Annotated in this window: 15 protein-coding genes; 4 read left to right on the top strand and 11 right to left on the bottom strand. The window is 56.3% G+C overall.

The features are described from left to right. Window positions 1–76: 76 nt before the first annotated feature. From B5G42_RS10645 to B5G42_RS10630, 4 genes are all read right to left on the bottom strand, one after another. Window positions 77–556 carry a VanZ family protein gene (locus B5G42_RS10645; RefSeq protein WP_162611084.1) on the bottom strand — a complete coding sequence of 160 codons (480 nt, stop codon included), beginning with the start codon at window positions 554–556 and terminating at the stop codon, window positions 77–79. Window positions 557–738: 182 nt separating this feature from the next. After that, entirely contained in the window at window positions 739–1,950 is a 1,212-nt protein-coding gene (locus B5G42_RS10640; RefSeq protein ID WP_162611083.1) for a nucleotidyltransferase family protein, read from the bottom strand. A gap of 155 nt (window positions 1,951–2,105) precedes the next feature. After that, entirely contained in the window at window positions 2,106–3,311 is a 1,206-nt protein-coding gene (locus tag B5G42_RS10635; RefSeq protein WP_140399842.1) for a nucleotidyltransferase family protein, read from the bottom strand. An 11-nt stretch (window positions 3,312–3,322) separates the two neighbouring features. Beyond that, entirely contained in the window at window positions 3,323–4,060 is a 738-nt protein-coding gene (locus B5G42_RS10630) for an ATP-binding cassette domain-containing protein (protein ID WP_087270080.1), read from the bottom strand. A 177-nt stretch (window positions 4,061–4,237) separates the two neighbouring features. Between B5G42_RS10630 and B5G42_RS10625 the strand changes: the two genes are divergently transcribed. The 4 genes from B5G42_RS10625 to istB all read left to right on the top strand — a co-directional run bounded on the left by B5G42_RS10625 (window position 4,238) and on the right by istB (window position 7,834). Next, window positions 4,238–5,053: a DDE-type integrase/transposase/recombinase gene (locus B5G42_RS10625; RefSeq protein WP_162611082.1), complete on the top strand. Its 816-nt coding sequence runs from the start codon at window positions 4,238–4,240 to the stop codon at window positions 5,051–5,053. Between the two features lie 72 nt (window positions 5,054–5,125). Beyond that, window positions 5,126–5,365: an IstB-like ATP-binding domain-containing protein gene (locus B5G42_RS10620; RefSeq protein ID WP_087270074.1), complete on the top strand. Its 240-nt coding sequence runs from the start codon at window positions 5,126–5,128 to the stop codon at window positions 5,363–5,365. A gap of 187 nt (window positions 5,366–5,552) precedes the next feature. After that, window positions 5,553–7,091: an IS21 family transposase gene (gene istA, locus B5G42_RS10615; protein WP_087270069.1), complete on the top strand. Its 1,539-nt coding sequence runs from the start codon at window positions 5,553–5,555 to the stop codon at window positions 7,089–7,091. Window positions 7,092–7,093: 2 nt separating this feature from the next. Beyond that, complete coding sequence (gene istB, locus B5G42_RS10610) at window positions 7,094–7,834, top strand: IS21-like element helper ATPase IstB (RefSeq protein ID WP_087270066.1); 741 nt, start codon at window positions 7,094–7,096, stop codon at window positions 7,832–7,834. Window positions 7,835–8,253: 419 nt separating this feature from the next. Here istB and B5G42_RS18155 read toward each other — a convergent pair whose 3' ends face one another. The 7 genes from B5G42_RS18155 to B5G42_RS10575 all read right to left on the bottom strand — a co-directional run bounded on the left by B5G42_RS18155 (window position 8,254) and on the right by B5G42_RS10575 (window position 14,134). After that, entirely contained in the window at window positions 8,254–9,759 is a 1,506-nt protein-coding gene (locus tag B5G42_RS18155; RefSeq protein ID WP_162611081.1) for an S-layer homology domain-containing protein, read from the bottom strand. A 104-nt stretch (window positions 9,760–9,863) separates the two neighbouring features. After that, on the bottom strand, window positions 9,864–11,495 hold the full coding sequence (locus B5G42_RS10600; protein ID WP_087270063.1) for an ABC transporter ATP-binding protein: 1,632 nt from the start codon (window positions 11,493–11,495) through the stop codon (window positions 9,864–9,866). Further along, window positions 11,476–11,955 carry a S24/S26 family peptidase gene (locus B5G42_RS10595; RefSeq protein WP_140399841.1) on the bottom strand — a complete coding sequence of 160 codons (480 nt, stop codon included), beginning with the start codon at window positions 11,953–11,955 and terminating at the stop codon, window positions 11,476–11,478. The genes B5G42_RS10600 and B5G42_RS10595 overlap by 20 nt, the downstream gene beginning before the upstream one ends. Window positions 11,956–11,966: 11 nt before the next feature. Further along, window positions 11,967–12,887 carry a hypothetical protein gene (locus tag B5G42_RS10590; RefSeq protein WP_140399840.1) on the bottom strand — a complete coding sequence of 307 codons (921 nt, stop codon included), beginning with the start codon at window positions 12,885–12,887 and terminating at the stop codon, window positions 11,967–11,969. A gap of 91 nt (window positions 12,888–12,978) precedes the next feature. Further along, window positions 12,979–13,245, bottom strand: a complete 267-nt coding sequence (locus tag B5G42_RS10585) for a PqqD family protein (protein ID WP_087270054.1) — start codon at window positions 13,243–13,245, stop codon at window positions 12,979–12,981. Next, a complete protein-coding gene (locus tag B5G42_RS10580) occupies window positions 13,242–13,943 on the bottom strand; it encodes a hypothetical protein (protein ID WP_087270051.1) in 702 nt (233 codons plus the stop codon). The genes B5G42_RS10585 and B5G42_RS10580 overlap by 4 nt, the downstream gene beginning before the upstream one ends. 2 nt (window positions 13,944–13,945) lie before the next feature. Further along, window positions 13,946–14,134: a hypothetical protein gene (locus B5G42_RS10575; protein WP_087189271.1), complete on the bottom strand. Its 189-nt coding sequence runs from the start codon at window positions 14,132–14,134 to the stop codon at window positions 13,946–13,948. Between the last annotated feature and the right edge of the window lie 9 nt (window positions 14,135–14,143).

Genomic DNA, 14,143 nt, shown 5'->3' with positions numbered 1-14,143 from the left:
GCATTCACAAAATGTGACGTTGCTGTGTAAATTTTGTGTACAACGCCCTATATGTCTGAAAAAAAGCTTCATTATTTCAGCAGGTAGTCCTCCTGCGTACAGATCTGTAAAGGACACATATTATGCTTACCAGCAAAACTCCAATACAGCTGCCGCCAAAGTCGATCCACACATCCGTGACCAAACTGCCCCGCCCCGGTGAAATAAGCTGGATACTTTCGTCCACCAGAGCTGTCATCAGGCATAAACTGGCCCCAGTAAACATACTGCTGCCTATCCGCTTGCCCAGCCCCCACACAAGCGCTGCGGTCCAAAGGATACCAAGTACAAAAAACTCCGTCATATGCGCTGCCTTACGAATTAAGACATGGCCGAGATCTGCGGGAATATGCAGCGCCTGAAAAATCGCTTCAAAACAGGTAAGAACCTGAAGGCTTTGATTTGCCGACTCAGCAGCCGGTCTGCATGAGTTGCTCCAGATAAAGAGACTCCAAACCAGTACCCCTAAAAAAAGAAGGTATCGCACCTTGCGGCGATGCGTTCTCTCTGCTTTCACAATGAACTCCTTTCGCAATATACCGTCGCCATACGCCACTTTCCCTCGCTTACATACCTCTCATGCTGTTATTCCGTCCCCAGCCCATGAAAAAGGCGCTTCTATAGGAGACTGTCAGAAGCAGTTCTGGAACAGTCCCCTACAGAGCGCGCATTTCACAACGGAAACGGGCCTGTGCTTATCTACTTGGTAGGTAAAAAAGGACGCAGCGCGGCATTCAGCTTCTGTCTCTGCTCCGCACCTTGATACATCTGAAGCAAGTGAAGCTGCGGGCGCTGCCCCAACTTGCGCTGCTTCCGGTAACGGAGCAGCAAGGCCACCGGAGCCACCGGCAGCAGCAAAGGACACTGCTTGCATGGCGGCCAATGGACCTGGCAGGCCGAGACACCGGTACGGAGAAAACTGGACAATCTCCCCTTTGCCTGGGGATTGGTAAACAGCCGCTGACCATACCGCTCTTCTTTCTTTCCAAAATTTCCGGTGCGGAGCATATCCTGCAACAGCGCTTCACACAATGCAGCATCTGCATCCATGCACCAGGGCGCATCCTGAGCGGGAAGAGCAAGATGGTCCACACAAATTCGGGTAACCACTTTGGTAAATACCATTAAGCCAAAGGTATGCAGCAACCCGGACAGCTTGTTCCAACATTCCGTGGTAAGTTCCCTGTGTACAAATACCGCCCAGTCGCACAGCTGGCGTAGCCCCAGGCCGGTGTTAATAATATGTTCCAGCTTGTGCAGCAGCAGGACTACCGCCCTGGGACAGGGCGGCAGCATTGGAAGCCCGTCTACCATCTGAGGGTGCCGGACATATGGCTGCAGGTAGGCTCGGATCTTGTTGCCCACAGCAGAGTCCGGCACTCCATTGGGTTCCCAATGCAGTTCCACCACCAGCTTGCCCTTTGCCATGGAATCATGGCAGTGATGGTGATCTGCAGGAGGCCGATAGCCCATTTTTTCCAACAGTCCGCGTATCGCAGCCCGGTCCCCCGGCGCCGCCAACAGGTCAATATCTCCTGCAGCCCGCAGTTGGGGATTGGAATAACTGATTGCGGAGGATGTGCCCTTCAAGATAACACAGGAAATCCCCAGAGAATGAATTTGACCCAGGACTTCATTTTGTTCCGTCAGGATCTGCTCATTCCACCAGAGAATGGACAGCGCCTGTCGTTTCCACTGTTCCAAAAGTTCCGGCGGCATTGCAGCCCGCTCTTCCGCATTCAGGCAGTCAAAGATCAGCAGCGTAAGGGCCTGGCTTCTGGACTCCTGGTAAAGGGCCTGCCAATCAATATCCTTGGGCAGCGGCTCAGTATGTACGGAGAAAAGCGCGCGCCCTGTCAAATAAAGCAAGTGCTGATATATTTTTTCCATGGGAACTCCTTTCCGGCCCACTTTCCCATATGATAACAGCATTCTGATGCTTCTTTATTATACCAGATTAAGAATTGGATGAAAAGCCTATGAGGTATTGCGGCGTTGATTCTGTCTCTCCGCTGCTGCATCACAAATCCAGGTACTGTGTTTCAGATTTTCCAATCGGAATCCAGCTACATCTTTCGCACGGTATGAAATTCCTTCTTCATGGCTGTGCCTTGCTCTTTTTCCGCTTTTATAAAGCGCCAAACCCGCGCTGCCGGCATGAGCCATTTGTGCCGGTGGAAAAAGGGGGAATACAGCTCGCACCATTTTTCCATATGTGCTCTGCTTGGAAACAGCCGTCTCAGAATATATCGGAATTTTACGCCCGCGGTAATGGGTTCGCCCTCCGGCTGTGTTTTCCGAACCGTATTCCTCCAAATATTTTCTATCCTACCATGGGTATGATTGAACGACAATTCATGCAGTATTTCCCATTCCTGCTCTGTCAGGTCTGCTTCCTTCAGCGCTGGATCAAAGAACTTGTCCGCCAGCAGCCGCATCTGTTCCTCAAATTCCAGCAGGCCGATTTTGGGCAGTTCCTCATCCAGATACGCTCTATTTATCTTATCCTTCGCCCGGTTATATACGTATACATCCAGGAGGGATCGCAGTCCGGTTCCGTTGTTGCTATAGTGCTTGTCCATATGAGCCAGCAGATAGAGATAGAAATCCTCGTCCGTCATACAATACTCATAGGCTTTGCCCGGCTCCAGCTTCAATCGATTCTTTAGCGTCTGGTAATACTCCGCCATCTGAGGCTGCGCAGTTTTGTTGAACAGGGCCACATGCATCTCAAAATTGTAGACAGGCGCTTTGTGGTACTCATCGTGGTTTCCTTCCCCATAGCTTTCCACTGTATATCCATGGGCTGCAAACCACTCCCGTACCTCCCGCCGGTATGTACCATCAAACAGGATGTCGTTGTCCGACATCTGCCTCGTTCCCAGTTCCGGATACAAGGGGCCCAGAATAACGCCCTTCAGGGGCAGATGCCAGATCCCCTTCCCCTCCAGATAGGCAAACAGCTGTGCCCGGGCGCCGTCGATCAGCATGATCTTTCGGATGGCCTTATTCCGGGACTCCTCCCATGCAGGCAGCACCTGGTCGGGATCGGGGATTTCCGGCCCATCGGCCTTCTTCATTTGCTCCAGCGCCATATAGGTCAGAGCATTCAAACTCTGGCTGCGGCTCAGCGCATAGACCTTCTTCAGATCCATGGCCAGCACTCGCTCCGGATCCGGTGCCTGAGTGTGAATGCCGCAGGCCGTCAGATACAGCATATCCCACGCCGCTTTGCTCCAGCCGCTCTTGTCGGTCTTACTTGATCCTTTCAATGTGCCACTCCTCAAGTCAACTGCAGTTTGTCGTCTACCCGCCAGATCCGATCACAGATCTGCAATGCCGCCGGACGGTGGGTAATGATAATCACCGTCCGCTCCGTCATGGCCCGCAAATTATGCAGCAGCTGGGCCTCTGTGGGCTCATCCAGGGCGCTGCTGCACTCGTCCAGGATCAGGACAGGGCTGCGGGAGAAAACGGCTCTGGCAATGGCCAGGCGCTGCATCTGGCCTTCTGAGAATCCCGCACCCCGCTCGCCCAACTCTGTGTCCAGGCCGTGATCCAGCCCCCGGACAAAATCATCCGCACAGGCAATGGACAGCGCCTGCCAGATAGCCGGTTCATCCTGACGCCGGTTGTGGTCGGCAAAGGCAACCATATCCCGGATGGTCCCCTGCATCAGATTATTTCCCTGAGGTACATAGGCAAAAAGCCTCTGCCATGTTCCATCCAAGGGCACCTGCTCATGGTTCAGCTGCAAATAGCGCCGGCCCGTGTCGGGCTGGTACAGACACATCAGCAGCTTCAGGAGCGTACTCTTGCCACAGCCGGAGGGGCCGACTATAGCCACATAGTCCCCCTTTCGGATGGAAAAATTCCAGCCGGACAGCGCCTTGCTCTGGTTATACTGCGCCTCAGCACCCGGAGTTCCGCAGCCCGGGCTCCGGTAGGAAAAGGAGATATCCTCCAGCACAATCTGCTCCAGCTGGTTCTCATAGTGTAAATTCCGGAGACAGAGCCACATCTGCACGGACTTTTAGCCACACCCTCACGGCAAAACAGCCACACCGTCGCGGAGGTCAGCCACACTCATAATTTGCCTCTATAATGGTAATTGCACACGACACCGTGTGAGATTTACCAAAGTATGCGCACCATGGAATTGGAGCTGCACAGTTCGCATCACACCATCCGGAGGGTTTTGAATGCAGCAGAAAAGGCTGGAATCAGCTGGCCGTTGCCGAAGGACTGCAACAACGAAATGCTCATGGAACTGCTGTTCCCGGAGGAGCGTCAGAAAACAGCTCTGTATGTTCTGCCGGACTATCCCTACATCCATGCAGAACTGGCCCGGAAGGGTGTGAATCTGACCATGCTCTGGGAGGAGTACTGTACCAAATGCCAGTCTGAGGGCAATGTGCCCTACATGTACACCCAGTACTGTGAGAAGTACCGTCAGTGGGCCAGGGTGACAAAGGCCACCATGCGCATCCAGCACAAACCCGGAGATAGCATGGAGGTGGACTGGGCCGGCGCAACCTTGGACATCCATGACCCGGTTACCGGTGAGGTATCCAAAGCATATCTGTTTGTGGCTGTCCTGCCCTGCAGCTGCTTCACCTATGCGGAAGCCTGCGATGACATGAAGCTGGAAAACTGGATTAACTGCCATGTCCATGCCTACAACTACTTTGGCGGCGTGACCCGTCTGCTGGTGCCGGACAATCTTAAGACCGGTATTGCAAAGAATACCCGGTCTGAAACCGTACTCAACCGGACGTACCAGGAAATGTCGGAACACTACAATACCGCTAGTGAACTATTGCCTGACCAGCGTCAAGGAACCGGAACAGAGGTACAAATACTGTGCCAGTCTGACGAAGCTAGCGGACCGGTATGGCCCTGTTCACCTGGAGAAGGCCTGCCAGCGGCTGCTGTCCTTTTCTTCCACGCCCTCCATTCGTACACTGAGTACCATCCTGAAAAATGGACAAGATCGTGTGCAGACACAGCCTAAGCCGCCAAAAGCAGCTGTTCAGCACGGCATCACCCGTGGAGCCGACTACTTCCGCAGAGGAGGTGGTTCCAAATGAGGAATAACTCCACGATTGACTCTTTGAAAGCCATGCGATTCAGTGCCATGGCGGCGGAGCTGGAGCGCCAGATGCAGGATTCTTCTGCGTACAGCCAGATGGGCTTTGAGGAACGACTGTCTCTTCTGGTAGATGCGGAGTGGAACGCACGGCAGAACAACAAGCTGCTGCGCTGCATCCGGGACGCCCATTTTGCTGAGCCCAGCTGCGTACGCCGGGCCAAAACGACACCTTGACCGTTGGTAATCCTACACCCTGACCGCGCAAAACAGACACCCCCACCGCTGGTCCGACACCGGCACCAAGGTGCACCCATTCCGCCGAAATGGTGCATGGTCACCGCAGCCATGGTGCAGAGGTAGCCCGTCCACTAAAATGGATTTTAGCATTGTCAGATGCAAATTCAATTTAGGAGGCCTTACCATGGTCAATCACAAAGAGATCCTCCGGCTTAAAAGCCTGGGGCTCACACATCGGGAAATCACAGATGCCGCTGGCTGCGGCCGCAACACGGTCACACGTACATTAGCCCGGGCTCGGGAACAGAAGCTTAGCTGGCAGCAAGCTCAGTCCATGTCGCAGCAGGAAGTTTCCCAGCGGCTATTTCCAACAGAGCAAAAGAACCCTGTCTACAAGATGCCGGACTACGAGTGGGTACACCGAGAGATGCAGAAGAGCGGCGTTACCCTGAGCCTGCTGTGGGTGGAATACTGCGAGCAGTGCCGTCAGAACGGAGAGCTGCCCTACAAATCCACCCAATTCAACAAGTACTACGCAGACTATGTCCACAAAACGAAAGCCACCATGCATCTGGAGCACAAGCCCGGCGAGACCATGCAGGTGGACTGGGCGGGCCAGACGGCGGCGCTGGTGGACACAGACACCGGGGAGCGGCTGGACGCCTACCTGTTTGTAGCGGTGCTGCCATACAGCGGCTACGCCTACACGGAGGCCTTTCTGGACATGAAGCAGGAGGCCTGGATTACCGGTCATGTCAACGCCTACCGGTATTTCGGCGGGGTCACTCGCATCCTCACGCCGGACAATCTCAAGACCGGTGTGGTCAAGAATTCCCGGACGGAAACGGTGCTCAACAAGGCCTATCAGGAGATGGCGGAGCACTACGGCACCGCCATCCTCCCAGCCCGGCCCCGCAGCCCCAAGGACAAAGCCTTTGTGGAGGGCTCCGTGGGCGTGGTCTCCACCTGGATCCTGGCAGCCCTGCGTAACCGCCAGTTCCTGTCCCTCACAGAACTGAATCAGGCCATCCGAGAGAAGCTGGAGACCTTCAACCACAAGCCCTTCCAGAAACGGGAGGGCAGCCGGGCGTCTTGTTTTGCCAAGGAGCAACTCTTTCTGCAGCCGCTGCCAGCAGTGCCCTTTGAGCTGGCAGTCTGGAAGGTTGCCACGGTCCAGTATAACTACCATATCAGCGTGGAGCGCATGAATTATTCCGTGCCGTATGAGTATATCAAGCAGCAAGTGGATGTGCGTCTCACCCAGACCACGGTGGAGATCTTCTTTGCCGGAACCCGGATTGCCTCTCACCTGCGTCTCCATGGCCGCCCCAACCAGTATAGCACGGTGGAGGACCATATGCCGCCGGACCACCAGGCCTACCTGCAATGGAATGGAGAGCGTTTTGTCCGCTGGGCAGAGCAGATCGGCCAGCACACCGCTGCCGTGGTACGGCTCTTTCTCTCCGCCCACAAGGTGGAGCAGCAGGGTTACAAGTCCTGTATGGCTCTGCTAAAACTGTCAGAGCGCTATTCCCCTCAGCGTCTGGAGAGTGCCTGCCGGAAAGCCCTCTCCTACACCACTTCCCCCAGCCTGAAAAGCGTCCAGACCATCCTGAAATCCGGGCAGGACAAGCTGCTCGCTGAGGACGCTCCGGCCAAGCTGGAAGAGCCAAAGGCCCATAAGTTTACCAGAGGCGCCGGCTACTACAAGAGGGGGGAATAACCATGCTGAGCAATGAAACGGTACGGAAATTGCATGAAATGCGTCTGGGCGTCATGGCGGAGGCTTTCTCCGCCCAACTGGAGGATGCACAGTTCCAGGCGGTATCCTTTGAGGACCGTTTTGCCATGCTGGTAGACGCGGAGTGGAGCGCCCGGAAAAGCAACCGCCTGACCCGGCTCATCCGCAATGCCGGCTACGCGGACCCTGCCGCTTGCGTAGAGAATATTGAGTACCTGCCGGAACGAAAGCTGGACCGGGAACAGATCCTGCGCCTGGCCTCCTGCGCCTATCTCCAGGAAGCACATAATGTCATCATTCTGGGAGCCACCGGGGCTGGAAAGACTTATTTGGCCTGCGCCCTTGGCATGGCTGCCAGCCGCAGCTTTTATTCCGTCCGGTATATCCGCCTGCCGGATCTGCTGGTGGAGATCTCTGTGGCCCGGGCTAACGGAACCTACCGGGATTACATGAAAAAGCTCAGGAAAGAGAAGCTGCTTATTCTGGACGAGTGGCTGCTCTACCCCCTCAAGGAGGCAGAGGCCCGGGATGTGCTGGAACTGGTAGAGGCCCGGAACAAGGTGGCCTCCACCATCTTCTGTTCCCAGTATGATACCAGCGAGTGGCACGAGAACCTGTACGACCCCACCCTGGCCGACGCCATCTGTGACCGAATCATCTACAACGCCTATACCATCCAAATTGAGGGCGAATCCATGCGAAAGCGTAAGGGCATCCCCGAGTAATTTTCCGCATGGCGGCCCGGTGCACCACGCCCGCGGCCGCCATGCACCATTTCGGCGGAATGGGTGCACCATTCCAGCGGTGACGATGCACCATCATCTGCGGTCAAGCTGCACTTTTGGAGCGGCGTATGCATTTAGCTGTACAATCTTCTCGGACATGGTTTGCTGTCTCCTTTCGAATGGTGGTGTCGCAACTTCATTCTACCAGAGTTCTGCAAACCATGTCTCTTTTTGTTTTTGCGAAACTTATTCTACCTTATCCCGACTGTTTTTACGCTTACGGCTGCATCGCTGCTGAAGCAACCGCTCCCTGAACCATAGCAGCGTAGCTGAACAAAAATAGTGAAGGAACACTATACAGCGTTCCTTCACTATTTTTTCATGAGAGTCTATTTGCTGCTCGCTTCAGCAAGCACTTCTCATTCAGCGATATTCTCCATAAAACGCATCAGTATAGTGGCCACTTCAGCCCGGGATGCAACGCCCAGAGGATCCAGAAGGCCGCCATCCTTACCATTCAACAGGCCGGAACCCACTGCCCACTTCACAGCATCCACAGCCCAGGAGCCGGTCTGATCCGCATCCGGGAACGCGCTCAGGTCATCGGAAGCACTCACATCATAGCCCTTGTACTGGGCATAGCGATACAGGATAGTAGCAAACTGCTCACGGGTGATCAGGTCATTGGGTCCAAAGTTGCCATCGCCGTAACCCTTTACGATCCCTTCCTCGGTACCCCAGCAGATAGCCTCAGTATACCAGGTATCCGCCTCCACGTCGGGATAGGACACGGTGTTGTCCGTCTGGGGCTGTCCCTCGGCCCGCCACAGGATGGTGGTCACCATGCTGCGGGTGGTGGTAAGCGTGGGAGCAAAGGTAGTAGCGGAGGTGCCCTCCATCAAGCCGTTATCATAGACATATCGCACGGAGTCATAGAACCAATCATTCTCCGCCACATCCACAAAGGGCATATCGTCCACAATCTCAGCAAAGGTGACGTTCACGCTCACCTCGGAGGCAGGCATGGTAAAGGTGTACTTACCGTTGCCCTTATCCTCAACCTCCACTTCATTGCCGTCCTCATCCACAACGCTCAGAGAGGCAACCTCATAGCCGGTGTCAGGGGTAACCGTGATGGTGACCAAAGTGCCCTTGGAGGCACGGGTAGGAGTGGCCTTCACTTCGCCGTTGGGGGTATCCACGGCCTCAACGGGATAGGTGGGTCTGGAAGAACCACCGCCGCTGGCAGTGGGGGAGATGGTGGTGGTACAGGTATCCTCTGCTAGGCGCTTGGATACATCCACATTAAATCCATTATCGTTAGCCATTGTCCCATCATATGTAACAAGAACATAGCCTGTAGTGGTAATGGTACTGGCACCGCCTACAGCATTCCAAACTTCGCTGTTGGTAAGAGTCCCTGTAAAGGCAATATTCATGTTCTCAGCCAAAATCGCAGCAACCTCTTGCGCGCTGAGCGTGGAAGCACTCAGTTCATCCACTGCGGCATCTGTCAGCTGATATGTAGCACTGACGCCATTTTCAGTCTTCACAGGGTTGGTGCTGACTGCCTCATAGTTATTGGTTCCGGTAATTTCGAGAGAAACACCCTCAAGATCGCTCTCCATCAGGGCATCTTTGAGGAGGGCATCTTCCAGATAGCAGGTAAACCGCAGAGATTCCAACCAATTCTCATTTACGCGAGCGGTATTGACCAGAGCCACAATTTCACTGGTTTCATTCAAAATCTTCAATGAAGCAGAGTAGCTCACATCATACTGCCCATTCGCACCGGTAGCAGAACCTTCAATCTCCAGAACTGCACCGCTGTAATCCGCCGCAGCCTGAGCACCAGGAATCAGTCCGACGGTCAAAACTGTCGCCAGCGCCATGCTCGCCAGACGCTTCCACATTTTCCTCTTCATAATTTCTGTCCTCCTTCATTTGAGTATCCATACCCAAAAGAAATTTATTCATATGATAAACCATTTCTGGAGTATTTTCCAGTGTTTTAACAAATTTGTCATATTCAATATGATGCGTTTAAATTCAGATGCCGGACTGGGATCTCCTTGAACACATCCTGCCGGTGTGTGGCTGCAATTGCAACGGGCCAACGGGCTGTCAGACTGTTCCACACCTGCATCTCTGTATCCCGGTCCAGTGCGGACGTGCTCTCATCCAGCAGAAGGACCTGGGCGCCGGAAAGCAATGCCCGGGCAATGGTGATCCGCTGCCGCTGGCCTACCGAGAGTCCTTCCCCGCTTTCGCCTACCAGCGTATCCAGCTTCTGAGGCAGGCTGTCAACAAAACCGCACTGCGCCAGTTTCAGCGCCGCCTGCAGCTGCACCTCTGTGGCCTGAGGACAGGCCAGCAGAAGGTTCTCCCGCAAGGTTCCGGAAAACAGCACCGGTGTCTGGGGCACCAAGGCAAACAGGTGTCTGGTCGCCGCGGAACAGGGGAAACATCCCTGATCGGTCTCCAGCACAATTTCCCCTTTCTGAGGTCGATAGAATCCAAGAATCAGGCGGTACAAGGTACTCTTTCCGCGGCCGGAGCTGCCGGTCAGGCAGGTCCACCCGCTCAGATCCACGCTGGTATTCAAATTTTCAAAGACCGGCCGTTCCTCCCCCGGATAACAGAAGGTCACATTGCGAATGTGTATGGCCCTGCATACCGCGCCCTCCGGAGGGCGCGCTCCGTCCGGTTCGTCCGCCAGGTCCCACAGCTCCAATACACGGTCCTCCGCCGCATCCACAGCCGCAAGCCGGCTGTGCAAGCCGCTCAGGCCCGCGACAGGTGTGCGAAAGAGATTGGCCAGCTGAAGCAGTGCCGTCATGCCGCCGAAGGTGAGCCGCCCGGTGCCAATGGCCACGCCGCCCCAGATCAAAAGGGCTGCGGATGCCAGCTGGACAAGCACAGAAAATCCCGTGCTTCCTCCTATGGTCACCAGGCGCAGCCGCGCCCGGTCCTGTCGCCAGCACTCCTGGTATGTACTCAGGCGGTGGGCTCCCTCTGCGGGGTCCACCGCACTGCGGCGCAGTTCCAGGTGTTCCAGGCTCTCCTGTAATTCAGAGGTCAGCCGGTCTCCGCTGGCCAGCACAGCCTTGTGTTTCCGCTTCAGATAGCCACGGAGCACGCTGGCTACCGCTATTGCCAGGCAGCCCGCTGCCAGCACCACTCCCGTAATCATGGGAGCCAGCACCGCCAGCGCAATCAGCGCCCCGCCCAGCCGGATCAGCTGGCCCACGGTGGCCGGAAAAATCACGGTGTAGCGCTGACACAGCATACGGCAGTCGCCAACCAGACGGCTGAAAATATGGCCGCTATGATACTGCTCCAGACCGGCGCAGTCCTTTTTGCCCAGCCGCTGCATACTGATTTGCTGGAGCAGCAGCAGGCCCTGATCTGTCAGGCGCTCTGACCAGGCATTGGTGATCCCGTTCAGCACCGGAATCCCTATTGCCAGCAGGCCCAACGCCACGCACCAGAGTGCAAAACGCCCTCCTAGTCCCATGGCGCTGTCCAGCACCTTTTGGCTCACCAGTGCCAATGCCACCAGCAGCCCAGAAGACAGCGCGGTCAATATACTCAGCACAACGCCTTTCCGCCGCCAGGGCTTCAGCAGCTCCTTGAGCTGCTTACGGGAGGTCTGACACACGATCCTTCCTCCTCCCCACGATGCGCCGCAGCCGGCGATACACCCCGCTCACCAGCCGCCGGACCGGCCGCACAGCCAGCCAGAATCTCCAGTACAGGCCATAGGCAGGGTTGGCGCACTCCACCCAGCCTCCCCGCCAGGTAAAGGCCAGCGCTTTGGCGATCACGCAGTCCCGTCCCACACCCTGCTCCAGGATGCACTGGGCATCTCCGCAGCAGGTGCAGCTGGTTTCAGTCACAGCGGTGATCCGATGGAGCACATACGCACCCGATGGTCTACGGTAGAGGATCACATCCCCGCGGCGTAGACATTCTGCCGGGGCAAGGCGCACCTTGCTTTTCCCGTCCCACAGCATGGGTCGCATACTGCGGCCGGTGGCAGTCAGTTCCGCCTGCCCGCCGGAGCATATGACTTCCTCCAGCAGGGGAGAAAGGTCTGCCATTGAGATGATGCGATCCACTCCAAATCCCCTTACTGTCCCAGCAGATCGCCCAGATCCACAGATTCACCGGGGCCGATCTCGATTACATTCTGGGACTCCTCATACTCCTCTTTGGCCGCATTGTACCAGGTATAGAAGTCGGAAACGCTGTCAAAGCGGTAATACAGTGCCTCCTGCTCTGCCGGAGTCATGGCCTGGTACTCCTCCCAGGTATAGTCCTCCGGGGCCTTGTCCGGCGTGGTGGTACCGCCGGTATTGCCGCCGGTGCTTCCACCGCCACTGCCGCTGCTGCCGCCGGTGGAAATGGACTCACCCTTCTGAATCTTACGGGCCTCAGCCAGTTCTGCACTGGTAAAGACCCCGTCTTCAATCAGCTGATCGGACAGCGTCTTATCCACATCTTCCATGTCGGCGGACAGAGCGTTCCAGAATACCTCTACCGCGTCGCCCCGGGTAAAGGTGCCGTTATCCGAATCGGCATCGGTCAGTCCAACCTGCTTGGCCAGCGCATACGGCTTGTCCCAGGTAAAATCAGCTGCCTCGCCGCTGTCCTCATAGCCCAGAGCCCGCAGCGTCATAGTGAGGAACATGGTCTCCGACAGCTCCATAGTACTGCCGAAACGGATGCTGGACACGCCGTTGCTCAGTCCCTCGGACCAGGCACAGCTGACGTAATCGTCCGCCCAGTCGTCCACATCCTGGAAGGGATGAGCGGGCGCCTTGTCGGCCTCGTCCTCCAGGCCCAGCATACGCACCAGCATGGTGACGCCTTCCACGCGGGTCATCTGGCGGTCCAGTTCAAAACCAGAGCCAGTTCCCAGAAACAGCTCCAAGTGATTCAGTGCCTCTGCCGTATTCTGCTGGGTACTGCTGTACGCCGCCGCAGGCATGGTAGTTGCAGGAACCGCAAGCAGCGCCGCGGTAAGCGCCATAGAAACTACTTTCCTCATAGCACGACCTCCTGTGTTTTCTATGTTTGTTCCGCGTACCGGGACAGGCCGGAGTCTCTCCGGCCCATCCCGCGGCGCGGAACGCGCCGGGTCATTCCGTCAGGCAGTTGGCCTGATGCAGAATTTCCAGAAATTCATCCAAATCTTGCTCCGCCTGGACCGGATCCACCTCATAGGTATCGGTGAGGGCAGAAATCAGTTCCGCTCGGCCGCCCCCCTGCTCCAGGGTCCGCCACAGCAGGGCCCCCGAATCATTGAGGCTGATCATCCCATCAAAGTCCACGCAGGCGCGGCCGGCGGGGACCACTACCCAGCTGCCAGCCACCTGACGGAGCATAAAGCCTTCTTTGAGTTTCATCCAAACCGCTCCTTTGCCGCCCGGGTCATGGTATCCCGGCACAGTACAGCCGTCTCCTGGTTGGGCGGGCCGCTCATTTCAAAAATAGGGATCTCGGTCACCAGCCCTTCCACCAGAGGAAGCAGCCGGTCCATCTGCCGGGGCCAGAGCTGATAGAGGGTCTGGCTCATCAGGCTCCGGATGGCTTCCAGCGTCTCCATGGGATGAATCTGGATGTTAGCATCGTCCCGCTGAAGGAAGCAGATCCCACCCAGGGGTACCTTCCGGTTCTGGTTGATGCCGTCCTTGCCGCACCAGGGAGTGCCATAGGCATACCAGCCCTCCTCCAGACGGCGGAGCGCCGGTTTGTCGTCATTGAAAATCACCGCGCCGAATTGGTCTCGCCACAGCCGGGTACGGGTGGACTTTCCCGCCCCACAGGGGCCGGAAAACAGGTAAGCCCGTCCCTCATACTCCACCGCCGAGGCGTGGAGCATTAGGCCGTGAAAGCCCAGCAGCCCAAGATAGAACTGGATGCCGGACTCCATGTAGGCCATATAGTCCTCGCTCAGCGTGGGCCAGGCTTCCGGGCGGTAGCCCTCCCGGCGGATCACAATGTCCGGCGGGAGGGCAGATTCCGTCCGGTAGTCCCGGCAGCGGCGGTCCATACCGTCCGCCGCCGGGATTTCCACCAGGAGTTCCGCTACTTGACAGAGCATGATCAGTCCAGCTGGTAAGAGCTCTTGTCGTTCAAAGCATCATCATTGGAAAACGGTATGACACCGGCTCCGCCACCGACAGTTGGGTCGGAGGTCAAATTCAGGTCTGCACCTCCGCTCATCAGTTCTTCTTCCAGCCGAAAGGACAACACCTGCGCCTTCGGCTTTTCATATGCTGTTTTTTTGCTCATACTTCTGTC

Origin of the sequence: Flavonifractor sp. An91 (genome assembly GCF_002159225.1) — a bacterium.
Classification (GTDB): domain Bacteria; phylum Bacillota; class Clostridia; order Oscillospirales; family Oscillospiraceae; genus Flavonifractor; species Flavonifractor avicola.
Note: the sequence above shows the minus strand (reverse complement) of the source record. Positions and strands in the feature narration are given on the sequence as shown.